The following is a 24,145-nucleotide window of genomic DNA, read 5'->3' on the forward strand; positions in this document are numbered from 1 at the left end:
TCGACTTCGTGCTCATGTTCGTTCCTTCGTCCGCGACGAGAACCGAACACTCCTTAGATCACACAATCAATTCTGTGCCATAGGCGCTGATCCCGGACAGTCTCCTCATGGCTGAAGTGCCACTATCCCGATTTATTTTGCGCCGCGCTTCTCAACAGTCAGCCGATGGGCTTTTACGCACCGGCGCAGATCGTCGGCGATGCCCGGAAGCACGGCGTTGAGGTTCGCCCGGTGGATGTCAATAAATCTCAGTGGGATAACACGCTGGAAGATGAGGCTGGCCGTTATAAGGCGGTCCGTCTCGGGCTTCGCCAGGTCAAAGGCGTTCGTGAGGAAGATATGAGGCTGCTGGCAACGCGCAGAGCCGGAGGCTACCGCGATATTCACGCGCTGCATCAAGCGGGGATTTCACAGGCGGCACTGGAGCGTCTTGCGAACGCAGATGCGTTTCGCTCTCTTGGTCATGATCGACGCAGAGCGCTTTGGGAAGTAACCGCCCTTGCTGATTCTCCGATCATCCTGTTTGGAGGCGAACCAAACGAAGCAATCGTCGAAGAGGAGCCGGTGCTGCCGGTCATGAGCCTGCCGCAGCATGTCGTGCAGGATTACGGCACGACGGCGCTCTCGCTTAAAGCGCATCCGGTGAGCTTTGTGCGTGAAAAGTTGACCCAGCTCAGAATAGCCTGCGCGGCCGATCTCAAAGAAGCCCGGGACGCTGCGCCTATTAAGGTCGCGGGACTCGTCCTTGTCCGCCAGCGTCCCGGCACGGCAGGCGGCGTCTGCTTCATGACGATCGAAGATGAGACCGGCGTGTCAAATCTTGTCATCTTCAAAACTCTGTTCAGTAAATTCCGGCGCGAAATCCTTCACTCAAGACTCATCATGGTGGATGGAAAAGTGCAGCGAGAAGGAGATGTCATTCATGTGATCGTTAAGACCTGCCATGATCTCACCCATCTCATGCGCGGGATGACTGAAGACGAGACAGAAAACCTGCCGCTGCTGACGCTCGCCCACGCAGACGAGCGCAGCCCTAGTGGCCGGGACAGCCGTGACTTCATTCCCTCGGCTCGAAACTTCAAATGAAGCTGACGCGGCACACATGCCGCAGAATGGTTCGGCACCTGGCTCGAAATATATCTCCGTCAGATTGCCCCCGCTTCAAATGAGCATAAACGCAAACGAGACCCTCAAGATTGCAGGTTCTGGCTCGTGCTAACGGCCTTCTCGCACTGATTGATTGCCGCGAACAAACCGATAATGTTAAATTCAGATATGTGTAATCTTTACAGCATCACGACAAACCAGGAAGCCATTCGCCGTTTGTTCGGCGTTTTCCACGACAGAGCGGGAAATCTTCCGAGCCTTCCTTCCGTCTTCCCAGATCAGGAAGCGCCTGTCGTCCGCAACGAAGATGGCAATCGCGAGCTGATTAAAATGCGCTGGGGTATGCCTCCGCCCCCAAACTTCGGCGGTCCGCCGATCACAAATATACGTAACACGCTATCTCCTCATTGGCGGAGATGGCTGAAGCCAGAAAGCCGCTGCCTTGTTCCTGCATCAAGCTTTTCGGAATACGCCCCGCAGCCAAACCCTGCGACGGGGAAGAAAGACATCGTCTGGTTTGCGCTGAACGAGGATCGTCCGCTCTTTGCTTTTGCCGGTATGTGGACGCTTTTTACAGGCGAGCGAGGCCCAAAATCAAATCCGGTTCCCGGACCGCACTTTGTTTACGGCTTCCTCACAACGACACCTAACGCGGTTGTTGAACCAATTCATCTGAAGGCAATGCCGGTCATTTTGACGACGGAAGAAGAAAGAGATGTTTGGATGCGCGCGCCCTGGGATGAGGCCAAGGCCTTGCAGCGTCCGGTGCCAGACGAGTGTATTCGTATTGTCGCACGCGGTGCCAATAAGGAGGATAAAACCGCAGCCTGATTGATTTTGGCGACTTTTTGTTCCTGCTGCGCTCGCGCCCGATGTCATGACCTATGTCCTTCGCATTCTTCTTGAATTCAGCCTTTCGGTCCGTCGTCTTTTCAATAGAAGCTGTATCGCGCGCCGCCATGCACTTTTCCGCAAAAACTTTCTTTGGTTCGAACGGCGCCACAGGTTTTTCGTGGAATATTCCCACTTCAGGGGTCGCGGTTAAGATTTCGCCGATGTCACAAACTGCTTCCCTTCCGGCATTATATCTAGCGTCGCATGATCCCCCAATTGGCGGCTTCGATTGCCTTGTGCTCGATAGTTCGATCGGCTAGTTGCGCGGGGCTATGCTACCTGCGCTTCAGCCGAAAAAAACGCTCTTTTGATTTTTGATGCCTCTAGAAAGATGTCGCGTGGTATGCATGCTGTTGGATGCGGTGCGATAACGCTGCGGCTCTAATCTCCTTTCGGCTTACGTCCAGTATCGTGGCCTACATCTTTCGCGTTATCTTTGAACTCTCCCTTGCTGTCTTTTCCTTTCTTCTCAGGTGCCAGGCCGCGCGCTGCCTTGAATTCATCTGTAAGGCCTCTCTTACGTGCCCTGGCGGAATCCCTTTCCTGTGACGCCGCTTCTCCGCCGTCGCGGGCTGCGTCCTTGCCCGCTTCCCGGTTCGCCTTGCTGAAGTGTTCCGTGAGCGATGACTTGCGCTTCTCGCGCCACTCCTTGCGGAATATCTCCTTGTCGCGATCTTCGGTGATCTCGCGCGCTTCCGCCTGGCTCTCCTTGGACTGGCGCATCTTTAATTCGTGGAGCTCATCCGCCTGCTTCTTGTAAAGCGCCGAGAGATCGCGCTCGTGCTTTTGCCGGATTTTTTCCGTGAGCTTATCTGTTCTGTCGTTCAGCTTACGTGCAAAGAATAGACGCTCGTTCTTTTGCTTTAGCTCCAGCTTCTTCCTTTGTGCTTTCAACCCCAAAAGCGCGCTAGCTGCTCCCTTCAACATTTGCTTGCGTCCGCTCTTGCCTGCCCTGCGGTAATCCTCGCCATAGGTGCGAATATCGAACCGCACGCGGCTCCAGGCATTCCGCTGTGCGTCTGCGAACCTTCGCCGTTCCTGGCGCTGAATTGTGAAAAGATCATGCCAGTCGGCGCGCGTCGCTTCACGGTAGCGCCTGCGCTGCTCTGTAACGAGCCGGTCTCGATCTGTGCGGAGCCGGTCGCGCTCGCCGTGGTGCTTTACGCCAAGGCGATCACTTTCCCGCACGCGCCTGTCACTCCTGCGATGTGCGCGCTCCATCCGCCAGCGCTGAAACTCGGCGGCCTTCTGGCTGCTGCGGTCCTTTACGAACTCGCCCTGCCTGCGAAGTTCGTTATTCAGGACGCGCTGCTCGCACCTGATCTGCCCCTGCCTGCGTTCGAACTCTTCCGCCCACGCGGAAAGTTTCAGGTGGTCCATCTTGAGGGGTGCCGCAATGCCGGTCTCGGGATTGACGCGGTTGACGATGATATGGATGTGCGGATGCGGCTCGTCGTCATGCCCAACAAGGAGCGCTTCGTGGCCCTCAAGCCCGAGCGCTTTCAGCGTCTCCTTGGCCGCACCGATCATCTCGTCCTGCGAGGGCTCCTCTCCGGGAGCCCATGACAGGCTGTAGCAATAGACGGGGTCGGTCAGCTTGCGGCCACGGGTGCTGCCACCCGCCCGTGCCTTGATCTCCGTCTGGTGCATCGCGGTGTAAGCCATGAGCCGTATCGCTTTATCGGCATCCAGGGTCGGAAGGTTGACGGTGTGGGCGAAGGCGACGCGCTCGCTGGTTTCCGCCTTCTTGTCGTGAAGGTAATAAAGGCCAGCGCCGACGAAGCTTCGGCCTTTCCCCGCCACTTTAGGCACCATCAGCGATGTCCAGGATGGCGGCTTCGACGGCGGCAGCCGCCCTTGCCAGCTCAGGCGGAATCAGGCCTGTTGCATGAAGTTTATGGACGGCCTGATTGAGGTTGATGCCAATGCGGCGCAGCTCGTCAAAGACTTCAGGGCCTAGGGTCCGCGTCTTCTTTACGACGACGGTTCCCGTGAGAAGCATGCGGCGGGTGTAGTCCGAAACGGACATATTCGCCTTATGCGCAGCCTGCCGGATGCGAAGATATTCGGCAGGGCGAAGGCGGCAGCGCAGCATCTCGCTGAGCTGGTCGTCACGGCCTTTCCGGGGCCGGGCCATGGTTCGCTCCCTGGCGTACGCCCGCGTAAAAATAAGGACGCGTCGTGGAAATGAATTATGCCGTCAGGCCCCGTGCCGGACTTCCGTGGTTCAGCGGCGGAACGCTGGCAAGATGAAATCGTTTTTTGGCAGGGAAACCTCCGCGCTAGCCGGAAAGGTTTTCGTGCCACAAAAACATATCTTGCTACTCTGGACTACTCTCCTTTTTCCTTACTACCATCCCCTCCGCTTCTGCGCCAGTTGGGCTTTAGCCATGGCCGCATCGTCCGGTACATACCCGCGTGTGTGGGCTGGGATTAGTCCTGTAAAATGATTGGATGCCAGTTCGCCCAAAGGGAAGAAGGCGTAAGCCACCCGTCTCCAAAGCCGACAATTCCGCATTGAAGATACGGGTGCTCGGTAAGGACAACGTGCCGCTCACCATGGCGGAACTGCGTGAGGGCCCGCTGGAAGCGGCCCGTCAGCTCCTCCAATATGAACCCGGTTACCGGGTGAAATCGGCGGCGATCTATCTGCCGATGATCGCGAGGACGGCGGCCTCGTTCGTATCAATGAAGCCAATGAGCTTGTGATTTTTCCCTATAAGAGCGCAGCCGAGGAACACGGCATTTGAGGGGGCAGCCCCCGCGGCTAGTCCCGCCTTCGGCCTACGCCGGGTAGCGGTCCTGGCCGAGCGCCTCATCCAGAACTCCGGGCAAAGTCCTGTCCGCAAAGCCCAGCACTGACTGCGCCATGAAGGCGAGGTGTTCGAGCATGTAGTTGTCAGCAACCGCGATGAGGACGTTCGTCAGCGCCCTCGCAATGAACCGGTTGGGCTGCTTGCCATCGTAACGGCGGCAATGCCGGACAACCTCCTTTTCAAGGTCTTCCTGGCATGCACTCTCTTTGTGGGGCCAGCCCTTGATTGCCTCTTCCACCTTGCCGCCCGGGGGAAGCCATGCCCCGTCATACATCTTCCGCTTTGCAAGCGTGGTGCGGGATGCCTCCAGCTGATAATGGTCCTGGGCGTGCCCGGCGGTGATGCCTTCGCGGCTTGCGATCTCGTTTGCGGCGAACATCAATGCCGACTCGACCTCGTGCTTCGCGTTATGATAGCGTCGGTACATTCCAAGCACGAATTCCATTAAATCCGCCTCGATCTTGTCCCGACGGGTGCGGTCCATCGCAAGCGCAAATTCGCTCATATTCCCTCCGTTATTTTTCTTGATTGAAAGAATTCTAACATGGCGGACGAGGACGGCGCAAATAATGGCGGCAAAATCGGCAAGTCATTTAATAAGCATTCAAAAGCAGACATTGAGAAGTTGCCAGCGCGCGAAAAAACGCAATACGAGAATAACGAGATTACCTTCAGACGTGAGCAGGACCGCACGAAAAAAGAGAATGATCTAAGGCGCGATGAGCGCGTCATTAAAGAAATCCAGAACCAGCTTGGTAAGCCGCAACCTGCGCCTAAGCCGGACTTCGCCCGCACCACCGCCAGCGACGACCTATTCTCTCCTCAAAAATTCAAATCACTTCGCGATGCGGCGGAAAAGACCGTCCGTGAGCGCGAGCAAAACGATCTAACCGAACGCGCTCGCCGCTTTGAGATTTCTCAGGTGAGGTTTCTTGATCGCCACCTTGGCAAAGATCGGTATCCATCGAAGGAGCGCGAGTGATGCCGCCCCAATTACCCCGAGGCCACGCCGCAGTACGCAAACCGCAATCGGCGTCAAGCAAGTGGGCGGAGCAAGCCGACATTGCCGCGATTGAAGGCCTCATCGTCCATAAGGATTTGAAGGCGCTGTGCGGGCGGCATGCCCTGTTCGTCGGGCAGCTCGATGACGGTTCTTATGTCGGCGTTACCGATGACCGGCACTGCCTGACCGTCGCCGGCAGCCGTGCCGGCAAGGGGACGACTTTGATCGTCCCCAACCTTGCGCTCTATGGCGGGTCGATACTGTGCATCGACCCCAAAGGTGAGAACGCGCGCCTCACTGCCGCGAGGCGGCGCGCTATGGGACAGGACGTATATGTCCTCGACCCCTTCGGTGTTTCAGGAGAAGCCGAACAGGCTTCATACAATCCGTTCGACGATCTCGACCCGTCGGACCCTGCTTTCATCGACGATGTCACGCTCCTTGCGGACAGCCTGATTGCCGACAAGAACCTGAAAGACCCGCATTGGGATGAAGCGGCGCGGGAGCTCATCAAGGGCCTCATCCTGCATCTGAAGCTGAACAGCCCGTTCGCCGACAAGCAGAACCTCTATGAAATGCGCCGCATACTTTCCAACCCTGCACTCCTTGCGCCTCAAGTGATTGAGATGGAGGAGTCGGATGCGCTCGATGGTGTTCTGGCGGCCATTGGCAACTCGTTTGAGTTAAAGCCCGAGAGAGAGCGGGATTCAGTGCTCTCGACAGCCTTAAGGCATACGGAATTCCTCGACAGCCCCGGTATGCGCGAAGTGCTTGCGGGCGGAGCTCCGGCCAAAAAAACTCTTTCGTCTTTAAGAGCGCTGCGCGCGTCGCACCGGACAGCGGGCGCGAAGCCGGTCACGATTTATCTTTGTCTGCCTGCATCACGGATGCCGACGCATTCAAGGTGGCTGCGGGCCGTCATAAATTTTGCGCTCGCGATGCTGGAAAAAGATGCGCAGGACCAGGGGCCGAATGAAAAACCTTCCGGCCCCGCAGTGCTGTTTCTCATGGACGAGTTTTCCTCGCTCGGCCACATGCCGTCGATGGCGATTGCGGCGGGACTTATGGCTGGCTTTGGCGTGCGGCTATGGCCGTTCCTGCAAGATCTTTCGCAGCTCCAGCAGCACTACGAGAAAAGTTGGGAGTCCTTCGTCGGCAACGCGGGAGCCCAGCTTTTCTTCGGCAACACCGACCTTACGACGCTCCGGCATGTCTCGGAGCGCCTTGGTAAGACGCGTATCGTTTCCACCGGGCTCTCCATGCCTGCTGGCGGGCTCGATAGCGTCAGCCTCAGCGAGACGACAACGCCTTTACTTGCAACGGACGAAATTCAGATTCATTTCGCGCGGCGGAAGGCCGCCGATGAATTCCTTATTCTGCTTCTGCCGCATAGCGTTCCGGTTGCCCTTAAGAAGACGCCCTACTTCAAGGATAGAAACATTACGGCGCTGCTTAGCGGTCAAGCGCTGTCATCACCGCCCGTCAAACCTAAAAGAGGATGGTTTGGGTCATGAGAAACGCATTCCCTTGGATTAAGGGACTTGTTCGGTTCGTATTCTTTACCGGCAGTTTTGGCCTCGATGCTTTTCTTCTCGCAGGCGGCGCTATTTCGATCTTTTCGATGTTCAACCCGCGACCGTCCTTCATCTATGATGGCCCCAATAGCCTCTCTGCTTCCCTTGTGGCGTTTTACTACCCGGTCGTTCTATGGGGATTGTTCGGCGTTCTATTCGTATTGAGCGTCGGCATGGCGATACGGGGATTCAAGGCGGGAGCGGCGCAGGCAAAAACAGTGATTTATACAAGAGAAGGCGGCGTGGTCGACTTCCCCTGGTGGACGTGTCTTGGCATGTGGGAGTACTGGGACCAGGTCGTAAGCTGGACGGTGAAAGGGCTCTTTTTTGGCTTCCTCGCCTATCAGGGAATGCTTCACGAATACGCTGCACGCCCGTGGTTTCCATCTCATTGAAACAACATGAAAATCTGCCTGAACTTTGATGGTCGTGACGGCGATATGGTATTATTTCATGAGTGTTATCGAACGTATTTGCAGCCGAAGTAAAACCTCTCGTCAAAGAAAGCCGTGAAAAGCAGTTTGCGAGGCGCAGCCACGACCGTGCAATGCGCGCAATCGGCAAGCTCGACCCCGCAGCGCTCACCCTCCGCCAGAACGCTTATGTGTTCAGCTATCTCGCCGATGCCGTGATGGAAATGGCGAAGCGCAAAGACCATTTCTCCCCGCCGTATAATTACGTTCGGGAAGATTTCTATAAAAGGGAGATTTTCTATCTTCAGGATCTCGGTAAGCGGCGGCAGTACTCGCCAGCGCTCTATGAGTGGATGAAGATGGCGAGAGATAAATTCGCGGGTGAACTGCAGTTAGAGCAAGATTTTCAGAAAGGCCTGCGCGAATGGTCGGACATGACCATTGAAGAGCGGAAAGAATTTCTACGGGAGCAAATCAGGGCGCAAATTAAATCATTCAGCAAACATGGAGTTGAGTTTTTGGTGCCGCCCATATCTTTCGAGAAGTTAAGCGGCGATTCCTATGCCCAGTTCCGCTACCTAATGACGACGCGTGGTCCGGAAGACACGGATATCGTGCTTCACACGAAGCTGCTCAATTGGAGAAGGGCGCTAAGGCCGCTCGCGTATGCGTTTCACGAGGTAACCCACGCCGTTACGTGGCAGCTCGCGCGGGCGGTGACGGAAGGAACAATCGCGCCCGGCCATCCGCTCTATAAGGATGCGCTGCAGCGGAAAATCAGCATCCACGCGTCTGCGGCTTTCCCGGGCAAAGTCGAGAGTCTCTCTTTACAATGTCCTGAGGAAGATATCGCCTACACATCGCAGTTCAGGTTTGAGGAGCGTCTTTCCGAGCAAATTCGCGCGGCTAACCGAACTGCCCGAAACGCGAGACCGACGCTGTAAGAGCGCCGGTCCGCGACCCGCTTAACTCACTTCTTCTTTTTATTCGCCTCGTCCTGCTGCCTCTTTATCTCTGCAGCACGACCGGCGATCTCTTCTTTTCTCTGCTGGTCGCTTTTATAACTGCCCGGAGGCGGCGCGCCCTTACCTTGCTTAACGTCGCTTACGCCTTTCTTCCAAGGGTCATTGCCCATCACATTCCTCCAATATGAATTTGTAAAAATGTCCGGCATGTCGCCGGTCATTGGAGCCTATGTCTGGAAGAAGCGCCCGATTGCTCACAGTTGCGTGAATAAGAAAAGCGGTTGCGATGCAACCGGACTAGCCGTGCGGCAATGAGCAGGGGTTAAGCCGTCACAGGGCCGCATCCTTTGCGGCTTGCGCAGCCCTTGACGGCTAAGGGCTGCAAGCCCTCTCTTCGCGCGAGGGATCGTTATCGGATAGACAAGACGCTGACGGCGGCTTGGGGCGCTTACCTAGAGCCCGGTCCTCCGCAGTTTTGCGGAGGACGCGCCCGACCCAATTAGGCGGGTTCTCTCGTAATGGCTTCCGCCCGAAAGTTATCGAGCTCGACATTGACCCATGTCGGTAGATCGGGGCCGGTTCTGGACTTCTTGATCGCGCCTTCTTCGTCAAAAGCGTCGACGACCATTTCGTAGTGACGGATTTCCTCGAATTTTACGATGTAGCGTTTCATTGTGCTTCTCCTTGTTAGTAAGAAAAAAGGCGCTTACGCGCCTTTCTCCTCGGTTTCTGATGGAGTGCGGAGGACGATGCGTCCGCCCGTGACAGGAATCAGGTCGAGCTGCAAGGTGAGACCTTTGCCGTCTTCGTGATCCCAGGCTGCGCCGATGCGGGTCCAGAAGGACTTGTCCTCTCCCTTGTCGGCTACGTAATACGCGACGTAGGCAGGTGCTTTCGCTTCGCGGGCTGGATTGCGGTTCGATTTGAAGTTGCGTGCCATGATTTGCTCCTTTTGCTGAATGTTCGACACGCCAAACCTTAGACGGGGCGGCAGAGCGCCCGGATCACTGCTTTTGAAAGGGAGGGGCATCGCCCGGCTGCACAAGCACAGCGCGGAAGCTGGGGACACCTTTGAAAAACCCGGAGGGCCCGGCATTGAAACGGAAGCGCGCCCTGTCAGGTCATGGCGTCTAGAGTCGAAGCACTCAGCTTTTCAAAAGGATGCAAACGGCACAGGCAATTCAGAAAAGATCGAACGGTCGCGCGATGAACGGAAAAGCTGATTGCCGTAATCTCAATCACGGCCGCACCGGACAAATCTTCGGACCTTCCCGCTAGCAGATCATGATGATGGCCAGTTTCCCGCTTCAAAGCACGAGTATAGATTCTGCATCCGGGCATCCTTGTCATCCGCGCCCACCAAATCTGCAAACCGTTCTCGATAAGCGTCATCTTTGCGCATATTGCCGGTATGTTTCAATGTGGGAATTCTGGCATAGCGTCCTTAGCTTTTGGGAGCCGTGATCTCCGGACCCGGTGGTCCTCGAAAAACATTTCGTCCGTGCCGCGTGACTTCCGCAGTGTTGGCGTGAAACTCTTCCCATCTGCCAGTTTGCTGAATCACTTCAGCTTGCTTCCGTTGCAGCGGTAGCCATTTGGATGCAGGATCATCCGTTATCTCGATGCCGCTTTCCCGCATGTAAGCGAGAGTTTTCTGATACTTGGCTACACGCTCGGAGTGATTGTTCAATTTTTTCCTGCGGTTTAACTCCACATGTTGATCAAAATCCTTGTCGAGCTGTCGGCGGTTGTGGCCCAGCTTAACGCCGAACGCTATCTTGCCGTCATAATCGCCAACATCGTGACCCAGCCACGTTGCCCGCATGTACGGCTGAATCTGTATTTGCAAGAGCGATCTCAGCTCAAGCCTGTCAAGCCGACGCAGCGCGTCGTAGCGGCGCTGGAGCTCCGCCGCCTCATTGCCATGCCGCCTGCGCATGCTATCTTCAAGCTGCCGATGAAACTCTTCGATTGATCGCTTGTGTTTTGTCTGGCGGGCCTCATGGTGCCGAACTAGCGCGCGGAGAAACACGATCTTTTTGAGATAGAGCGCGAGCCCAACGGCCTGCCACTTGCGCCGCGCGAGATGGCGCTCTCGCACCGCCATAAAGTGCGCGAGCAGAACCTTGCGCTCATGCATATGCCGGACTTTCATCACCTGCCAGTTGAGATCTAGCTGGAGCTTTCTCGCCCGCTGGGCAGCCAATAGGCTATTACGAATGGCCTCTGCCGCTGTATCCTTCTTGAGCCTTTCGCGGGCCGTATCCTGCATGGCGGCGGCGCGTTGCAGCATCAGGATTTTGCCTTTTTCCACGCTGGGCAAAAGCGCGAGATTTATTCCCTCCAGCTTCCTTACGACGTCTTTTGTTTTCGCGCCGTCGATCTGACGCGCGAGGCTATGAACGTCGCCTGCGAGGTCGACCACGACAAAAGCGCGGCTATCGCCTTTTGCGAGCAGATAGCCCAATTCTTCAAGGCTATTCCGGAAGCTCTCGGCACTATCGGAACTGCGCCAGGCTTCGGTGATCGCCGCCCTGCGCTCCTCCGGGCCGATGCCGGAATGTTTCGCCTGGGCCTTCTCGGCGCGGGTTGGACGCTTCGCCCGCTCGGGGTCCGTGAACCGCTCCGCGCCGCGATCGTTCTTGAGGCCGTCGGGTAGCGTGAGCCCGAACTCCGCTGCGAGCATCTGCGCGCATTTGCGCAGCTTCTGCCGGTCATGAGAAAGGTGAATGGCTTTCATGTGCTCGATGTCGATGCGCGACCACACCACATGGCAGTGATGACGGCCATTCTTGATGTGAAACAGCACGATGCGCGACTGCCCCGCGAGGCCAAGGCGCTCTTCGATGAGCGCGATCGCCCGCATGAACTGCTCCCGGGTGAGGGGCTGTGGCGGGTTGATGAAGGCTGCATACACTCCTTCCTTGGCACACGTTCCCGCGCAGAGCGCGTCCATTTCGGCGAGTGCGCCGTCAATATCGGTCGCGACCGTGCCGCTCACTTCGGCCAGCTCGATTGTTTCATTATCGACGGTGTTTTGCAGATGGCGCGCGAGCCACCTCGTGTTGCCGGTCTGGATACCGGAGATAATCATGGCCGCCGCCCGCGCATATTAGCGTGCCGCAATATGCTCACGGTTTCCGTCCCAGGGCGGTGAAGCACAGGAGCCGCAGTTCGGACAGATCCTGCAAGGCTGTCTCGAACGCTTGCGCGTCTGCAAGCGCCGCTGCGCTCCTGAATGCCATGGCGAGCTGGCCGATTCGGCCCAGCAGCAGCGCGACATCCTCGTGGCTGGAGGCCGGGCGGCGGGCCGCGCGCGGGAACGGAAAGCTCAAGGCAGTGCAACGCAGGAAGGTGGCGATCGGAACGCCTGCTGCCTGAGCTTTAGCGCATACCAGCGCGTGCTCAAGCGGCGTGAAGCGGACCGTGTACCGCTCGGAGCGTTGCCTTGTTTCACTGCCGCTTTCCGCCACCGCCCCTCCCGTGGTTTGGCGTCTTCCAGGCCTATTGCCTGGTCGTGGTCGCGAGGGGCGCGAAAGCCCTTCGCCCGCAGGCGGGCATAACAGCACCGCGTGCCGCGAGGCGGGTCCAGGGTGGCCGTGAGCCCTGGTCGTGGTTGCAAGGGGCGCGATAGCCCTTTGCCGGTTGGCGGGAAGATGGACACGGCTTCCGCCAACCGAGAGGCGTATCCAAGGCCGCCTCCGCCTTGGTCGCAGGGTGCGGGATAGAATGGTCCCGCGTCGGTCGTTCGCCGTCAGCTCAAAGCTGACGAGATGCGAACGGTCGACTTAAGCCAGGGGTGCAACGGGGGGCGGCATCTGAGCCCCCCTCAAGGTGAGCGCGGCGGTCCGCGCACACCTTGTATCCTCTGCTATTCTCTTCTTTCAGTCTGACATACCTCAACACGAGGTTGCAAAGACAGCCGCGCGCTTGCGCGCTGATTACATTTGAAGCTGCGAATATGCTTTTTGGATAAGCCTACTATTGAAGATGCTAATTTAGAGGCGCGCAGTGCTCGCGCATCCATAATGGCGCTCCGCAAGGAGGAATTTCATGCCGCGTTGTGCAGCTTGAGCTCGCGAGCCGGGTGCTTCCGCTGCCATGTCTCGATCAGGAAAAGCGCCACGGTGCTTGCCGAATGAATGGCAAGACTTGCGATTCTGCGGTCGATCCTCGCGTAGCCGCGCTCCCTGCCATGGGCGTCGCCGCCATGGGTGCGAAGCGAACCGATGCCTTCGATAACCGTCGCAAGCCCGTTCAGGATTTTCCGCACATCGTCCGCAATAAGGGCATCCAGATCATCACGGTCAGTACCTAGTCCTAAAGGCTTGCGCACCGCGGCAAACAGCCCCTTGATATCCTTCTTCTCCGGCAGGCCGAGACCGAGTTCGATCAGGATTGAGCGGCACACGCTTTCGACGGTCGAGCACGCCGCTGTAACTGCATCCTCGGGGTCTTTATCCGCGCTTGCGAGCGCGCGTTCGATATCGCGGGTCACGGTGTCGAAGTTAAGCACTTGCGCGGCGTTTGAAAGCGAACCCAGCACGGGCGAGGATGCGCCTGACTCGATTTTCGCCACCAGCTCGAAGAACTGCTTTTGCGCCTCTTCCGGGAGGGCCTGAAATCCCTCTCGGCCAACGGCGGTCCGGCTACGATGGGCGTACAGTTTGCGCAGCGCCTGGCCGACCAGATACCCGTCCTCCACTTCAATGAATCCGCGCAGCAGATTTGCCTTGGAAGCGCCGCTGACCTGGTATTTATCGTCGTAGATACTGATCCCGAATTCGTCCTCGAAAAACTCTGAAAATGTCCTGTTTGAGAAATCGAGGACATAGCCGCTCTCCATCCCTAGCACCTGATCTATCTGTCGCATTTCCGAGCGTTTAATCGTCACCATTGCAATCACCGTTTACGGCCCAGCCAGGCACTTGCCGCCGTGCTCTCCGTGAATCAACTCTTTCGACGGATTGTACCACAGACCCGCGAAATACCGCCTGAGCGTCAGCGCAGTCAGCTCGCGGCGAGACCAGATATGCGCGTTTCTGGTTGCGGGCGTGCAGCCTGACGATCCTTCGCTGCGCCCTCAATTCAGGCTCGTGTAGCGGCTCATTCATTCGCCATCACGGATCAGACTCAAACCGCAGTCCGGTTTGTAAAAGCTTTTTTTCTCAACGTTCCTCTCCCGCGTCACGCCTGGCCTCCTGACCAAGTCCTCGCACCGATCGTCAGCTCGCATGGCCGCAAATGCAGGGGCATTCCTCCACTTCGTTTCGGCCGCAAGCGGTGCAGCCCGCTGACGAAGGCGCAGGGCCTTTCCTCCAGGAGGCCGCGATGGTCGCGGCCCGAACGATGGAGGAAAAAATGAGAGTGATTTCACAATCCGAACTGCTGCGTCTGTCCCGTCTCGAACTCACGACTCTGCTGCGCAAAATCGCGAGCGAGCTTCCGGGGCTGCCGGAAGGCTCGCAGGAACTGCGGATAGCTCACTACAACCTTTACAATATCCGCCTGACACTGGCGCGACCGGATTTCCGGCCGCGCTGAGCGTATCAGGCGGCGTTTCGCCTGTCGGCGCTGAAGCACTTCAAGAAAGAAGCCGCTTCAGACGCCTTCGCCGCCGCGGCAAAGACCGCCCGCGAGTCGCTTTTCATCATCGTGAGCCACTGTGCGAGATACTGCGCGTGGTCGGCCCGCGTCTCCTGGGTGATGCCAAGCTCGGCGCATAAGAACGCCGCGCCGATTTCGGCTACGAGCTCTTCCGCTGCGTAGGCATGATCGCCGAAGCGCTTGCCCATCTCGCGGTCCAGCCGGTGTTTTGCACCTGACCAGTGCGTGAGCTCGTGAACAAGGGTTGCGTAATATCCTTCGCTCCGGCTCATCGTCGCTGTTCCACAGAACGCATCCTCGGAAGGCATCTGAATATGATCGGTGGAAGGCCGGTAATAAGCGCGATCGCCGCCATGCTCGATCCGCGCTGCCGTGGCGCTGACAAAAGAATCCGCCGCTGCGATCCGCTCGACCGGTCCGAGCTTTTCTGGTTCGTGAGTGCTCACGTAACCATCGACCTGCGCGGCGTTAAAGACCCGCGATGCGCGCGCGATACGGCGTTTGCCGTCATCGCCTGCATCATCGGGATCGGGGTTCGCATCGAACTCCTTGTAGAAGATGACAAGGCTCGACTTCTCGTCTTTGCGAACCTGGGCACCAAGCTCAAGCCACTGCTTGTAGGTTGCCCACATGGGCGTTGCATAAGCCTTCACTTCTGCCGCCACCCAAAGGCTGACGATGTTGATGCCGTTATAGGCATTATGCGTGAGCGCATTGACCGGCATGAACAAGGGACCGGAGGACTTGCGCCACGGCAGCGCGGGCTTGCCGGGATCGGCCTCGATCGCAGCAATCAGCTGCGAGGTGATTTCAGAGTAGATGTCTTGCCGTTTGGCGGCATGGTGAACTTGCCGGGACATATCGCTTCCTTCGCTTTCGCGAGCCGCCCTGATTGGCGGTCTCGATGCCTGAGCGAAGGCGACGGGGAATAAGCGGCTGCGGAATTTCGCCACCGGCGAAACGGCCCGGCTTGCCGGAAAGCCGAGGGCTTGCCCTTGAAGTGGGCGCGCACCGGCGCAGCGTCGGCATGATGAGAGACGCCAATTGCGCGAGTGAAGGAAGGTCGGGTGTCTGAATGGATAAATGCCTGCCGGACGGCCAGAAATGGCGAAAACCGCCTGATGCGGCGATAAGAAGCCTATTCTCCGCATGATATGCGGCGAATAGGAAATTGTGCTCTTGCGAGCTGATTAACCGACTTTACATGCCCTTAAGAGCATTTTCTTGCGCTGAACGGTAGAATCTGATATGCTCTTGAAAGCAGCTAAACCTACTTAAGAGGCTCTTGAAAGCATATGGTTGCCCGCAACAAGCTTCAGACAGCTCCCCCGTTTCCGGTCGAACAGGCGCTCAAGCGCCTCGGCGATAACCTGCGTACTGCACGGGTTCGCCGCAACATCACAATTGAGGATGCAGCCGCGCGCATCGGCACGGGGCCGCGCGCCGTCATGGATGCCGAGAAGGGCAAGCCATCAACCGGCATCGTTGTCTATTCGGCGCTGCTCTGGCTCTACGATCTGCTTCAGCCGATCGAGACACTCGCCGATCCGCTCACCGATAAAGAAGGCCTCTCACTTGAGGCTGCAAAAGCACGCGTGCGTGTCCGCAAGAGCGGAGGGCTGGATAATGACTTCTAAGTCTCCTGCGGAATGCTTCGTTTACATCACGCTGCCCGGAGAAACGGAGTCCGTCACCGCTGGCAAGTTCGAACTGACGCAAGACCGGCGCGGCAACGCGCTGGGGCGCTTCGTCTACGGCAAAACCTATCTTGCCCGTGGCAATGCGGTTGCGATCGACCCGATCGAACTCAAGCTTGCAGGCGATACTTATGAAACCGCGCGCCTGAACGGTGTGTTCGGCGCGCTGCGCGATTCCGGCCCTGACTACTGGGGCCGCCGCGTCATCGAAAAACATGCTGGGCAAGCGCAGCTCGGCGAGCTCGATTATTTGCTGTCCTCAGCTGATGACCGCGCGGGAGCGCTCGGCTTTGGCCTCGGCCAGCAGCCGCCTGCCCCCCGGCGCAAATTCAACAAAACTATTGAACTCGCAAAGCTTCAGGAAATCGCGGAAGCGTTGATGCGCGAGGAGGATGTTAAAACCGAGGAAGCCGCTCAGGTTCAGGATCTGATGCTGATCGGCACCTCGATGGGCGGTGCGCGCCCCAAAGCCGTCGTCGAAGACGATCAAGGCCTTTGGGTCGCAAAATTCAACCGCCCCGACGACCGCTGGAACAACACCCGGGTTGAGCACGCGATGCTTGAGCTCGCAAAAAGCTGCGGCATCAGCGTAGCCGCAAGCCGCGTCGAAACCATCGCCGGAAAGGATGTCCTGCTGGTCAAACGCTTCGACCGCGAAAACACCGCCCAAGGTTACACGCGCGCGCGCATGATCAGCGGCCTCACCTTGCTGCGCGCCGACGAAGCGCCTGAAGCACGAGAGCGCTGGTCATACGTTCTTATGGCGGAAGAACTACGCCGCGTCGTCGCCGAGCCCAAACGGGACGCTCCCGAGCTGTTCCGGCGCATGGTATTCAACGCGCTGATCTCGAACATCGATGATCATCCGCGCAACCATGCGCTGATCGCAAAGGACCGCGACTGGAAACTCTCACCAGCCTATGATCTCACGCCGTCACCCGTGATCGCGCAGGACCGCCGCGACCTCGCGATGGATATCGGCGATCAGGGCCGCTTTGCGAGCGCAAACAATCTCCTGTCCCAGCACACAAGATTTTTGCTGGAGCCAGAGGATGCAATGACGATCGTTTCAAAGATGACCGAACAGGTAAAAGCAAGCTGGTACGACGTTGCCCGCGCCCAAGGCGTCACCGAAAAGGATGCTGAAACCATCCGCGGCGCGTTCCTATATGAAGGATTCTCCCGCTGACCTTGCCCTGCGCGAGGGATCGTCACCGACTGGCCGAGACTACGAAGGAGGCTCGGGGCGGAACGCCTAGAGCCCGGTTCAACGGAACGCGCTCTAAAAGAGCGAAAGCTCTTCGTATGCCGTTATCATCACACCATCTCGCAAACCGGAACCACCTCTCAACACTTACAAGGAGAACGGTTTCACCCCCCACGGCTGAACCATTTTTTGGTTCGCGCTATCGATCACGATAAGATTCAAATTCGGATTGTCTGGAAACTTTATCAGCGGGACGTAAAAGCTCTCACGTCGGCAGTCCTTAAGCTCGATTTCGAAGAGCTGCCTGAATAGTGACGATATTGTTCCGCCTTCGTTATACAAAGGATATGGACTGAAACGCACACTGAACATTACTAGATTGGCCGCAACAGCATCGATGCAGTTTTTCAGCGTTGCTTTGTCGAAATGCGTTTTGCGATCATGCTTTGTTTGGTTGTAGCCGTCATACCATGGAAGTGACTTAGTCGGCTGTGCCGCGGTCCAACCATGGAACGGGCGCGATGGTGCGACGCCTGGGAAAGCCTTTAGCGTCAGCTGAAACTCACTAAGGAAAAGCGGAGCCAGAAGTTTCACGTAGTCGCCGGTAGTGAAGTCTTTGCCAGCTGGCGCGGCGTCTGCCTCGCGCATATAGCGGGTCCACGCATTCTCAAGCTCAGTACAGGCGAGGATAAGAAGCTCGCGGGTTTTGTGGCTATAGGTACTAAGGCTTGCGGGGCCAGGCTCAACGTAGAGAAACAATTCGTCCAGTCGATCGAGTAGCAGCCTCATTGACTGAAGTGCTTCGTGCCGGTCACTGTCGGTCGTTGCTAGCGCCGTGCGTATGTCATCGTAAAGAAACACGCCAGGTCGCCAGACTCCGGCAACCGTTTCCCCGACTTCCCGAGCACCAGCGACAACGTCCGTTGCGCCGAAAGTGGCAGTTATCCAATCGGCGATTGTCCCGGATTTTCCCTCCGTTGTTGTAAGACCAGACGAGATGACCCAGAGACCGCTATCGCGTCCATAGAAGTGTACGAAGTGCTCGTCGATTTCGTAGGCATACCCCATCGGTTCGGTCTGATGCAGTGGCGGACTGACATTCACCTTGGAGAGTGTGTTCTTGTAAATGAACGGTTTCAAAAACGTATCTCTTCTAAGGTTGCCGCTGACGACGTCATAAAGATAGCCTTCGTCGAGATTGGAAAATTGGTGCGGGCGGCCGGAATCGAACCGGCACAGGCCTTACGGCCCTACGGATTTTCATACCACTTCGGCTTTCACCGCCGCCCTATGGCGTTTGTGGTCTGGACTATCCCTTCACCGTGGCGCGTGCGCGCTGTAGGTGCTGCCCGTCTAGTCTCTACACCTTCACCTTCAAGGATATTGAAGGAGCTTGGCTCGGGATTGCCATTTGAAAGGTTTCCCCGACTTTGAGCAGTTCTGCATCTGCGGTTTCCCGTAGAGCACTCAGGCCTTGTTCAAGTCCGTTGCGTCTACCAGTTTCGCCACGCCCGCACAGCCTTCATCTATAGCGAAGGGATCGGAGTCGGAAAAGCTGTTTATTCACATGATATTGTTATGGTTTCTTCGTCGGAGCCTTCGCACGCCGTACTCCGGGCCTCGCATCGCGCTTTGAGCTGACCTTGTTCGGCTCCGGCTCGGGCAATGCCACCGCCTTCTTCACCGGCTTTTGCTTCCTGACATTGATCGCGGTCGTATCCAGCGTATTGACGAGATGCGAGGCGTAATATTTCTCGATCATCTCGACGCTGGTGCGGCAGTTTTTCGCGATCTGGTAGATGTCAGCGCCCTCCATCAGTCGCAGGCAGATGTAGGTATGGCGCAGGCTGTAGGCAGTGCGCGACTGACCATCCCGGTCGGTCTTGAGGTTCAGCTCATTCAGCACATTGTTGAATATTTCTTTTTGACGCTTCGGAAAAATGAGGTCGGACGGCTCGGGTTTATTGCGCCTTACCAGCCGCCGGTAGGGTTCGACTGCGCCCGGCATACTCTTGCAATAACCAATGCCGCGCTTGCCGCGCACCTCGATCTCCAGGATGGTTTCATCCAGCCCGTCATCATGCGCTATTTTTACATCGCGGTATTGAAGCCGCCAGGCTTCATCGGGGCGCAGGCCGGTATTGGCCATGAACAGCACGAAGTCATGAAGCTGTTCGCTTTCCTTTTTGAATCTCTTCTTCTTTGGATTTTTCGCGCGCTCGCGGGTTGCCTCGTACAACTGCTTGTACTCGTCCGGCGAGAACCAGGCGCGGTGAGAGATTTTGCCTGACGCTTTGTACGGTTCCGACAGGTCAGGCATCAGGCGGAGCCAGCCGTGGCGTACGGCTGATTTCAGCACCTGCCTGATCACCACCACCTCCTGGTGGATGGTGTTGCGGGCGGGGGGTGCTCCCCACCTCGCGATCGCCTTTTCATGGCGATGAATGCGGTATTCCTGCAGGAGGCCCGGGGTGATTTCAGAGAGGCCTTTATCGCCCATGAAGGGCAGGATGTGATTATCGAGACGCGTCCTGTGCGCCTCGACATAGATCTTGCTGCGTTGACCTTCGGTCAGAACTTTGAATTCACGGTAGAACTGCTCTGCTGCGAATTCGAATGATTTCTCATTGCCGCGCAGCTCGCCTTTGATGAGCTTGCCCTTGAGGGTGAGATACCAGTCTTCTGCAAAGTCTTTTGCCTGAGCGAGGCTCTCCTGCTTGGTGCTGACGCGGTGATTGCGTCCTGCGAGGAACGTCGCGCACTGCCAGAAGCGTGCGCTTTCCTCGCGTTTGTAAACATGGAGTCTACCTCCCATGAGTTCGTGATTTGCCATAATGCACGGCGTCCTGATGCGCCTTACAGTGCAACTTTGTGTAATCTATGTGTAATTATATCAGGAGGGGTTCAGGCGGGCAAGAAAATATCAAGCTATTGATGTTATTGTCTTATTTGATCATGAATTCCGTAAATTACTACAATTTTAAGTCTGTTGCGTCTACCAGTTTCGCCATGGGGGCAGTGATTTGAGTCCCTTGCGTTTACCGATTCCGCCATGCCTGTGCGCTTTCTTTTCAAACACTTAGTGGGGAAATGCAATGGCGGTATTGCAAAACAGCTCGCGCGTTCTGCAAATGCGTTCACTCGGTGATGAAATGAGGCAGGAGACGAACCCATGATCCCAACCGACGATGTGACCAACCTGGTGGAGCGGTTGCGGCAAGACGCCGAGATGCTCAAGGACGGCTACCAGAGAAACCTCACCGAGCTTTGGCACGGCGTCGTCGTGAAGGATGCCGCAAAAGCTTGTGAAGCAGCTGCCGACCTCATCGAAGCCCAGATCCAGGCACTGAGCAATGCCAAAGCGGAATGGGATGCATTGGATCAATCTCACCGATCTATCGGCGAGCAACTCGGCCACGAAGGAAGGCGTCGCATCGCCGCCGAAACCAGGCTGAAGGAGGCCGAGAAGGTGATCGAGTTGGTCGCGGCGATGCGAATTAACAACTCCGAGCAGATTCGACTGGTTACGCGCGCTCGCACGTTTCTCGCTCCAACGGAGAAACAAAAATAACAAAAAAGCGTCGCGGGTGTTACGCAGCGCTCTTTCGTTGCAGCGCCTCGCGGACAAGCGGCAGGCGGTCGTTGCCGAAATACATATCGGTCTTGCTAAGAAAGATCGTCGGCGATCCGAACGCGCCACGCGCGATCGCCTCGTCGGTATTAGCCTTGAGTTCGTTCTTGATGCCCTCATCTCCAATGCCGGTCAGAAGCTTTTCAGGGTCGATGTCGAGCGACCTGCAAATCTCGGCCAGCACCGGCTCACGCGAGATGTCCTTGTCATCGCGCCAATAGGCTTCAAACACCGATCTGGCGAACGGCACCATCGCGTCGTTGCCAAGCCAGAGACAGCCGCGCATGGCTTTGATGCTGTTTACGGGGAACACAGTCGGCGGTATCTTGATCGCAAGTCCCGCCAACCGCGCCCAATCCGCGAGATCTTTCTTCATGTAGCGAACCTTCGCCGCCACCGGATTTTCCCGCGAGGCATAGACGCTCGGGTTGATGGCATTGAATATTCCGCCGACCAAAACCGGCCGCCACGAAATCTGCTCACCGAACTCCTTTGCCAGCGGCTGGATGTTGTGGAAAGCGAGATAGGTCCAGGGACTGGAGCAATCGAAGAAGAATTCGATCATGGACTGCTTCCTTTATTTTCGTGCCACGGCTTGGCCCGACCATCCCTGTCTTGTCAACTATGGCTCAAGATCAACGTGAAGGCGGACATGATGTCACAACATTGATCAATAGGATTGAATCGTCACACTTTCATGCAGCTTCACACGATAGCCGGCCTGCAATGCGCGCATGGTGGATGGTGGCGTGATCAACCGGGGGCCTGCAAGCGGCAAGCTCGCCTCGCAATAGCCATCAAAGCTCCACAGCAACGGTCGTGCACCCACAATCAAATAATTTTGTTCACCCGCGCGCACCATCGCTCCGTCCGGCAATTCGTTGATCGGCATCGAAAGCGAATGCAGTCGCTTCGTGCGGCCATCGAGCCGTTCCACGTGAAGAACTGCGTCTATTGAAGGCGCTGACGCATAGCGGGCACGATTGCCTCGTTTCCACGCGGCACGAAACGCATTTGCATCCGCGCGCCGGCAATGGAAGCACGGGCGGTGTCCGCCGGATCGTGAATGATTCCACGGTTGCCGGTGAAGGCGCCGCGCTGCGACACCGCGACAATGTCGCCTGAAGGCATGACACGGTTTTGCAAAGGATGCATGAACCTTTCGAACCATGACGTGAGTTTTCTTGACCTGTTGCCGGCGAGAACGATGAAGAATTCTATGCTGCGCCGTCACGCAACGGCGGGGCGAAGGCAAGGTCGAGATCCCACGGGAAATAAATCCAGGTGTCCTGCGAAACCTCGGTGATAAACGTGTCAACCAACGGTTTGCCGAGGGGCTTGGCGTAGACGGTAGCGAAATGTGCGTCCGGAATCATGCTCCGCACGACTCGCGCTGTAGCGCCGGTATCGACAAGATCGTCGACAATCAGAAGATCCTTGCCGGTGCCGCCGCCGAGTTTCGCGGTCGCATCTGAGATGCCTTTCAGCACTTTCAGTTCGCCTTTGCGGATATGGTCGTAGCTTGTGACACACACCGTGTCGATCACGCGGACGCCGAGTTCGCGCGCCACGATCGCTGCCGGGACGAGACCACCGCGGGTGATAGCGACCACTGCATGGAAGGGTCCTGTCTCGTTCAGCCGCCAGGTCAGCGCGCGGCAGTCACGATGAAACTGGTCCCAGGACACCGGAAAAGCCTTGTTGGGCGTTTTGTTAGCAGTCACTTGGTGGTTTCCGTCACAAGTCTTTTTGCAAGAGCAGAAATCTCGCTCATCATATCCAGAATTTTTGGTCTGAGTGCGAGACGCCAAACCGATGGGCCATTTACTGAGGCACTTTGAGTGCCGTCAGCATCGCTCTGATTGCGTCCATTGCCGCCGTCAGCTTGGCCTGATCGCGGGATCGCACCACAAGGCTCGTGTTCGGCTTGCCGTTTTCGTCGAGGAAGGGATAACTGCCGATGGTGGTGTCCGGGTGCGCCTCGGCGATCTCGCGCAGCGGCGTGCCGATGTCACCTTCCCGGCAATTGCCGCGCACCGATTCCGACAGCATCCGCTCGCCCACCTGCAGCGACGGCGCGACGATATCCATCATCGCTTGCATGATCGATGGCACTCCCGCCATGACAATGACATTGCCGATCCTGAAACCGGGCGCCAGAATGGTTGCGCTCTGAATCGGTTCGGACCCCCGGGGAAGGCGCGCCATCCGCAACCGCGCCTCATTCAACTCGCCGGGCTTCTGGTAACGCTCCTTGAAACGCGCCACCACCTCGGGATGATAATCGATGCTGACGTCCAAGGCTTTCGCGATACTGTCGGCGGTGATGTCGTCATGCGTGGGGCCGATGCCTCCGGTCGTGAAGACGTAGGTGTAACGCGCGCGAAGCGCGTTCAACGCCGCGACGATATCGGACTCATTGTCGGCAACGATGCGTACCTCCTTGAGGTCAATTCCGATATTGGTCAGGTATTCCGCAATGAATCCGATGTTCTTGTCCTTCGTCCGGCCGGACAAGATTTCGTCTCCGATCACTAAAACGCCCGCGGTGACAATATCACCCATCACCTCTCCTCGCCGTCAGCAGGTACTTGTCCCTCGCCCGGAACCTGCCGCTTCATGGCGAACCCGCCGCATCATTGCGGAGCGTACGGCGCGCATTCGGGATCATCACATGACGCGCAGCCGCGCCAGCGTCAAGACGTGCGCCTTGACTGCGCAACAACAGAGGCCGCAGCGCTCCATCGTCAAGGCCCTCAATGCAGACAGAACACGCCATCCACCGCGCGCAATTCAGCAGGCTTGATCAGCCTCGAATGCGCGACCGTCACCGAAACCAGCGGTCCATCGAGTTGCTTCTCCCAAAAAGCGAGGAAGTCGCACAACACCGGAAATTTCGGGAACATGTCGTAATTCTGCCAGACGTAGCTCTGCAATAACCACTGGCGATCGGGGCGGCGGTACAGGATCTCGGCCGTCGTCAGGCCATAGCCGAGCACTTGCTTACGAAAATCATCCGAAACGCCGCGGGACTGCACGTCATGCTTCGTGACCATCTCAACCTCCTTGAAGGCTGCGCTATCGGCGAAGTGACGGGCCGGTTCCCCGATAACGCTCCATTCCTCCGTAATCCGCGGTCTGGACTGGTTTTGATGCGCGGATCATCTGGAAAATGTGACATACGAAGCCGGAATCACAAATGAAAAAAATAAAGAAACCAGCAATTAACCA

The 24,145-nt window shown here is 57.2% G+C and carries 27 protein-coding genes and 2 pseudogenes; 12 read left to right on the plus strand and 17 right to left on the minus strand.

All coding sequences use genetic code 11. The features are described 5' to 3' along the window. Positions 1-165 precede the first annotated feature (165 nt). From B2M20_RS20785 to B2M20_RS11580, 3 genes and pseudogenes are all read left to right on the plus strand, one after another. A pseudogene (locus B2M20_RS20785) lies at positions 166-417 on the plus strand (helix-hairpin-helix domain-containing protein); the annotation flags it as partial. Between the two features lie 147 nt (positions 418-564). Next, entirely contained in the window at positions 565-1,086 is a 522-nt protein-coding gene (locus tag B2M20_RS20295) for an OB-fold nucleic acid binding domain-containing protein (RefSeq protein ID WP_244553503.1), read from the plus strand. Between the two features lie 189 nt (positions 1,087-1,275). After that, positions 1,276-1,938: an SOS response-associated peptidase gene (locus tag B2M20_RS11580; RefSeq protein ID WP_079447206.1), complete on the plus strand. Its 663-nt coding sequence runs from the start codon at positions 1,276-1,278 to the stop codon at positions 1,936-1,938. A 444-nt stretch (positions 1,939-2,382) separates the two neighbouring features. Here B2M20_RS11580 and B2M20_RS11585 read toward each other — a convergent pair whose 3' ends face one another. Continuing rightward, positions 2,383-3,816 carry a relaxase/mobilization nuclease domain-containing protein gene (locus B2M20_RS11585; protein WP_079447207.1) on the minus strand — a complete coding sequence of 478 codons (1,434 nt, stop codon included), beginning with the start codon at positions 3,814-3,816 and terminating at the stop codon, positions 2,383-2,385. Continuing rightward, positions 3,806-4,138 (minus strand): plasmid mobilization protein, encoded by a 333-nt coding sequence (locus tag B2M20_RS11590; protein ID WP_079447208.1) that lies wholly within the window; start codon positions 4,136-4,138, stop codon positions 3,806-3,808. Before B2M20_RS11590 ends, B2M20_RS11585 begins: the two co-directional genes overlap by 11 nt. 317 nt (positions 4,139-4,455) lie before the next feature. Here B2M20_RS11590 and B2M20_RS11595 point away from each other — a divergent pair, with 317 nt between their 5' ends. Beyond that, the gene (locus tag B2M20_RS11595) at positions 4,456-4,710 is read left to right on the plus strand and encodes a hypothetical protein (RefSeq protein WP_244553504.1); all 255 of its coding nucleotides are present in this window, start codon (positions 4,456-4,458) and stop codon (positions 4,708-4,710) included. Positions 4,711-4,785: 75 nt separating this feature from the next. Here the strand turns inward: B2M20_RS11595 and B2M20_RS11600 are convergent, their stop codons facing one another. Continuing rightward, complete coding sequence (locus B2M20_RS11600; RefSeq protein WP_079447209.1) at positions 4,786-5,322, minus strand: hypothetical protein; 537 nt, start codon at positions 5,320-5,322, stop codon at positions 4,786-4,788. A gap of 39 nt (positions 5,323-5,361) precedes the next feature. Here B2M20_RS11600 and B2M20_RS11605 point away from each other — a divergent pair, with 39 nt between their 5' ends. The 4 genes from B2M20_RS11605 (at position 5,362) to B2M20_RS11620 (ending at position 8,751) form a co-directional block, all read left to right on the plus strand. Then, entirely contained in the window at positions 5,362-5,799 is a 438-nt protein-coding gene (locus B2M20_RS11605; RefSeq protein WP_079447210.1) for a hypothetical protein, read from the plus strand. Continuing rightward, positions 5,799-7,334, plus strand: coding sequence for a type IV secretory system conjugative DNA transfer family protein (locus B2M20_RS11610; RefSeq protein ID WP_079447211.1), 1,536 nt, complete (start codon positions 5,799-5,801; stop codon positions 7,332-7,334). The genes B2M20_RS11605 and B2M20_RS11610 overlap by 1 nt, the downstream gene beginning before the upstream one ends. Then, positions 7,331-7,789, plus strand: coding sequence for a hypothetical protein (locus tag B2M20_RS11615; protein WP_079447212.1), 459 nt, complete (start codon positions 7,331-7,333; stop codon positions 7,787-7,789). The genes B2M20_RS11610 and B2M20_RS11615 overlap by 4 nt, the downstream gene beginning before the upstream one ends. A gap of 62 nt (positions 7,790-7,851) precedes the next feature. After that, positions 7,852-8,751 carry a hypothetical protein gene (locus B2M20_RS11620; protein ID WP_139372890.1) on the plus strand — a complete coding sequence of 300 codons (900 nt, stop codon included), beginning with the start codon at positions 7,852-7,854 and terminating at the stop codon, positions 8,749-8,751. Positions 8,752-8,777: 26 nt separating this feature from the next. Here B2M20_RS11620 and B2M20_RS11625 read toward each other — a convergent pair whose 3' ends face one another. The 6 genes from B2M20_RS11625 to B2M20_RS11650 form a co-directional block, all read right to left on the minus strand. Beyond that, entirely contained in the window at positions 8,778-8,993 is a 216-nt protein-coding gene (locus tag B2M20_RS11625; RefSeq protein ID WP_079447214.1) for a hypothetical protein, read from the minus strand. Positions 8,994-9,271: 278 nt separating this feature from the next. Next, on the minus strand, positions 9,272-9,445 hold the full coding sequence (locus B2M20_RS19560; RefSeq protein ID WP_158081535.1) for a hypothetical protein: 174 nt from the start codon (positions 9,443-9,445) through the stop codon (positions 9,272-9,274). Positions 9,446-9,478: 33 nt separating this feature from the next. Beyond that, a complete protein-coding gene (locus B2M20_RS11630; protein WP_079447335.1) occupies positions 9,479-9,712 on the minus strand; it encodes a hypothetical protein in 234 nt (77 codons plus the stop codon). 504 nt (positions 9,713-10,216) lie between these two features. Then, positions 10,217-11,866, minus strand: coding sequence for a relaxase/mobilization nuclease domain-containing protein (locus B2M20_RS11640; RefSeq protein ID WP_079447216.1), 1,650 nt, complete (start codon positions 11,864-11,866; stop codon positions 10,217-10,219). Positions 11,867-11,903: 37 nt separating this feature from the next. Beyond that, positions 11,904-12,245 (minus strand): plasmid mobilization protein, encoded by a 342-nt coding sequence (locus B2M20_RS19115; protein ID WP_139372891.1) that lies wholly within the window; start codon positions 12,243-12,245, stop codon positions 11,904-11,906. 578 nt (positions 12,246-12,823) lie between these two features. Next, complete coding sequence (locus B2M20_RS11650) at positions 12,824-13,669, minus strand: abortive infection family protein (protein ID WP_079447218.1); 846 nt, start codon at positions 13,667-13,669, stop codon at positions 12,824-12,826. Positions 13,670-14,133: 464 nt separating this feature from the next. Between B2M20_RS11650 and B2M20_RS11655 the strand changes: the two genes are divergently transcribed. Further along, complete coding sequence (locus B2M20_RS11655) at positions 14,134-14,316, plus strand: hypothetical protein (RefSeq protein WP_079447336.1); 183 nt, start codon at positions 14,134-14,136, stop codon at positions 14,314-14,316. Positions 14,317-14,321: 5 nt separating this feature from the next. On the opposite strand, the gene B2M20_RS11660 is transcribed toward B2M20_RS11655, so the two are convergent. Next, positions 14,322-15,239, minus strand: coding sequence for an ArdC family protein (locus B2M20_RS11660; RefSeq protein WP_079447337.1), 918 nt, complete (start codon positions 15,237-15,239; stop codon positions 14,322-14,324). Between the two features lie 435 nt (positions 15,240-15,674). On the opposite strand from B2M20_RS11660, the gene B2M20_RS11665 reads away from it, so the two are divergent. Beyond that, on the plus strand, positions 15,675-16,016 hold the full coding sequence (locus B2M20_RS11665; RefSeq protein WP_079447219.1) for a helix-turn-helix domain-containing protein: 342 nt from the start codon (positions 15,675-15,677) through the stop codon (positions 16,014-16,016). Beyond that, on the plus strand, positions 16,006-17,265 hold the full coding sequence (locus B2M20_RS11670) for a type II toxin-antitoxin system HipA family toxin (RefSeq protein WP_079447220.1): 1,260 nt from the start codon (positions 16,006-16,008) through the stop codon (positions 17,263-17,265). The genes B2M20_RS11665 and B2M20_RS11670 overlap by 11 nt, the downstream gene beginning before the upstream one ends. A 165-nt stretch (positions 17,266-17,430) precedes the next feature. Here B2M20_RS11670 and B2M20_RS11675 read toward each other — a convergent pair whose 3' ends face one another. Together B2M20_RS11675 and B2M20_RS11685 are read right to left on the minus strand one after the other, a co-directional pair. Further along, positions 17,431-18,423: a hypothetical protein gene (locus tag B2M20_RS11675; RefSeq protein WP_139372892.1), complete on the minus strand. Its 993-nt coding sequence runs from the start codon at positions 18,421-18,423 to the stop codon at positions 17,431-17,433. A gap of 436 nt (positions 18,424-18,859) precedes the next feature. Next, positions 18,860-20,116, minus strand: a complete 1,257-nt coding sequence (locus B2M20_RS11685) for a tyrosine-type recombinase/integrase (protein ID WP_079447222.1) — start codon at positions 20,114-20,116, stop codon at positions 18,860-18,862. 339 nt (positions 20,117-20,455) lie between these two features. Between B2M20_RS11685 and B2M20_RS11690 the strand changes: the two genes are divergently transcribed. Further along, positions 20,456-20,854, plus strand: a complete 399-nt coding sequence (locus B2M20_RS11690) for a hypothetical protein (protein WP_079447223.1) — start codon at positions 20,456-20,458, stop codon at positions 20,852-20,854. A 19-nt stretch (positions 20,855-20,873) separates the two neighbouring features. Here the strand turns inward: B2M20_RS11690 and B2M20_RS11695 are convergent, their stop codons facing one another. From B2M20_RS11695 to B2M20_RS11715, 5 genes and pseudogenes are all read right to left on the minus strand, one after another. Continuing rightward, on the minus strand, positions 20,874-21,479 hold the full coding sequence (locus tag B2M20_RS11695; RefSeq protein ID WP_079447224.1) for a 2-hydroxychromene-2-carboxylate isomerase: 606 nt from the start codon (positions 21,477-21,479) through the stop codon (positions 20,874-20,876). A 105-nt stretch (positions 21,480-21,584) separates the two neighbouring features. Next, positions 21,585-22,069 (minus strand): annotated as a pseudogene (locus B2M20_RS11700) (hypothetical protein). A gap of 62 nt (positions 22,070-22,131) precedes the next feature. Next, the gene (gene gpt, locus B2M20_RS11705) at positions 22,132-22,638 is read right to left on the minus strand and encodes a xanthine phosphoribosyltransferase (RefSeq protein WP_079447225.1); all 507 of its coding nucleotides are present in this window, start codon (positions 22,636-22,638) and stop codon (positions 22,132-22,134) included. A gap of 100 nt (positions 22,639-22,738) precedes the next feature. Beyond that, the gene (locus tag B2M20_RS11710) at positions 22,739-23,479 is read right to left on the minus strand and encodes a competence/damage-inducible protein A (RefSeq protein ID WP_079447226.1); all 741 of its coding nucleotides are present in this window, start codon (positions 23,477-23,479) and stop codon (positions 22,739-22,741) included. Between the two features lie 191 nt (positions 23,480-23,670). Further along, positions 23,671-23,970, minus strand: coding sequence for an usg protein (locus tag B2M20_RS11715; RefSeq protein ID WP_079447227.1), 300 nt, complete (start codon positions 23,968-23,970; stop codon positions 23,671-23,673). Between the last annotated feature and the right edge of the window lie 175 nt (positions 23,971-24,145).

It is taken from the genome of Nitrobacter vulgaris, assembly GCF_002028545.1.
Lineage (GTDB): Bacteria > Pseudomonadota > Alphaproteobacteria > Rhizobiales > Xanthobacteraceae > Nitrobacter > Nitrobacter vulgaris.

Excerpts from the sequence above, each read along its gene's own strand:
- B2M20_RS11580 (WP_079447206.1), top strand. The coding sequence starts at position 1,276 with ATGTGTAATCTTTACAGCATCACGACAAACCAGGAAGCCATTCGCCGT.
- B2M20_RS11585 (WP_079447207.1), bottom strand. The coding sequence starts at position 3,816 with ATGGTGCCTAAAGTGGCGGGGAAAGGCCGAAGCTTCGTCGGCGCTGGC.
- B2M20_RS11590 (WP_079447208.1), bottom strand. The coding sequence starts at position 4,138 with ATGGCCCGGCCCCGGAAAGGCCGTGACGACCAGCTCAGCGAGATGCTG.
- B2M20_RS11595 (WP_244553504.1), top strand. The coding sequence starts at position 4,456 with ATGCCAGTTCGCCCAAAGGGAAGAAGGCGTAAGCCACCCGTCTCCAAA.
- B2M20_RS11600 (WP_079447209.1), bottom strand. The coding sequence starts at position 5,322 with ATGAGCGAATTTGCGCTTGCGATGGACCGCACCCGTCGGGACAAGATC.
- B2M20_RS11605 (WP_079447210.1), top strand. The coding sequence starts at position 5,362 with ATGGCGGACGAGGACGGCGCAAATAATGGCGGCAAAATCGGCAAGTCA.
- B2M20_RS11610 (WP_079447211.1), top strand. The coding sequence starts at position 5,799 with ATGCCGCCCCAATTACCCCGAGGCCACGCCGCAGTACGCAAACCGCAA.
- B2M20_RS11615 (WP_079447212.1), top strand. The coding sequence starts at position 7,331 with ATGAGAAACGCATTCCCTTGGATTAAGGGACTTGTTCGGTTCGTATTC.
- B2M20_RS11625 (WP_079447214.1), bottom strand. The coding sequence starts at position 8,993 with ATGACCGGCGACATGCCGGACATTTTTACAAATTCATATTGGAGGAAT.
- B2M20_RS19560 (WP_158081535.1), bottom strand. The coding sequence starts at position 9,445 with ATGAAACGCTACATCGTAAAATTCGAGGAAATCCGTCACTACGAAATG.
- B2M20_RS11630 (WP_079447335.1), bottom strand. The coding sequence starts at position 9,712 with ATGGCACGCAACTTCAAATCGAACCGCAATCCAGCCCGCGAAGCGAAA.
- B2M20_RS11640 (WP_079447216.1), bottom strand. The coding sequence starts at position 11,866 with ATGATTATCTCCGGTATCCAGACCGGCAACACGAGGTGGCTCGCGCGC.
- B2M20_RS11650 (WP_079447218.1), bottom strand. The coding sequence starts at position 13,669 with ATGGTGACGATTAAACGCTCGGAAATGCGACAGATAGATCAGGTGCTA.
- B2M20_RS11655 (WP_079447336.1), top strand. The coding sequence starts at position 14,134 with ATGAGAGTGATTTCACAATCCGAACTGCTGCGTCTGTCCCGTCTCGAA.
- B2M20_RS11660 (WP_079447337.1), bottom strand. The coding sequence starts at position 15,239 with ATGTCCCGGCAAGTTCACCATGCCGCCAAACGGCAAGACATCTACTCT.
- B2M20_RS11665 (WP_079447219.1), top strand. The coding sequence starts at position 15,675 with ATGGTTGCCCGCAACAAGCTTCAGACAGCTCCCCCGTTTCCGGTCGAA.
- B2M20_RS11670 (WP_079447220.1), top strand. The coding sequence starts at position 16,006 with ATGACTTCTAAGTCTCCTGCGGAATGCTTCGTTTACATCACGCTGCCC.
- B2M20_RS11685 (WP_079447222.1), bottom strand. The coding sequence starts at position 20,116 with ATGGCAAATCACGAACTCATGGGAGGTAGACTCCATGTTTACAAACGC.
- B2M20_RS11690 (WP_079447223.1), top strand. The coding sequence starts at position 20,456 with ATGATCCCAACCGACGATGTGACCAACCTGGTGGAGCGGTTGCGGCAA.
- B2M20_RS11695 (WP_079447224.1), bottom strand. The coding sequence starts at position 21,479 with ATGATCGAATTCTTCTTCGATTGCTCCAGTCCCTGGACCTATCTCGCT.
- B2M20_RS11710 (WP_079447226.1), bottom strand. The coding sequence starts at position 23,479 with ATGGGTGATATTGTCACCGCGGGCGTTTTAGTGATCGGAGACGAAATC.
- B2M20_RS11715 (WP_079447227.1), bottom strand. The coding sequence starts at position 23,970 with ATGGTCACGAAGCATGACGTGCAGTCCCGCGGCGTTTCGGATGATTTT.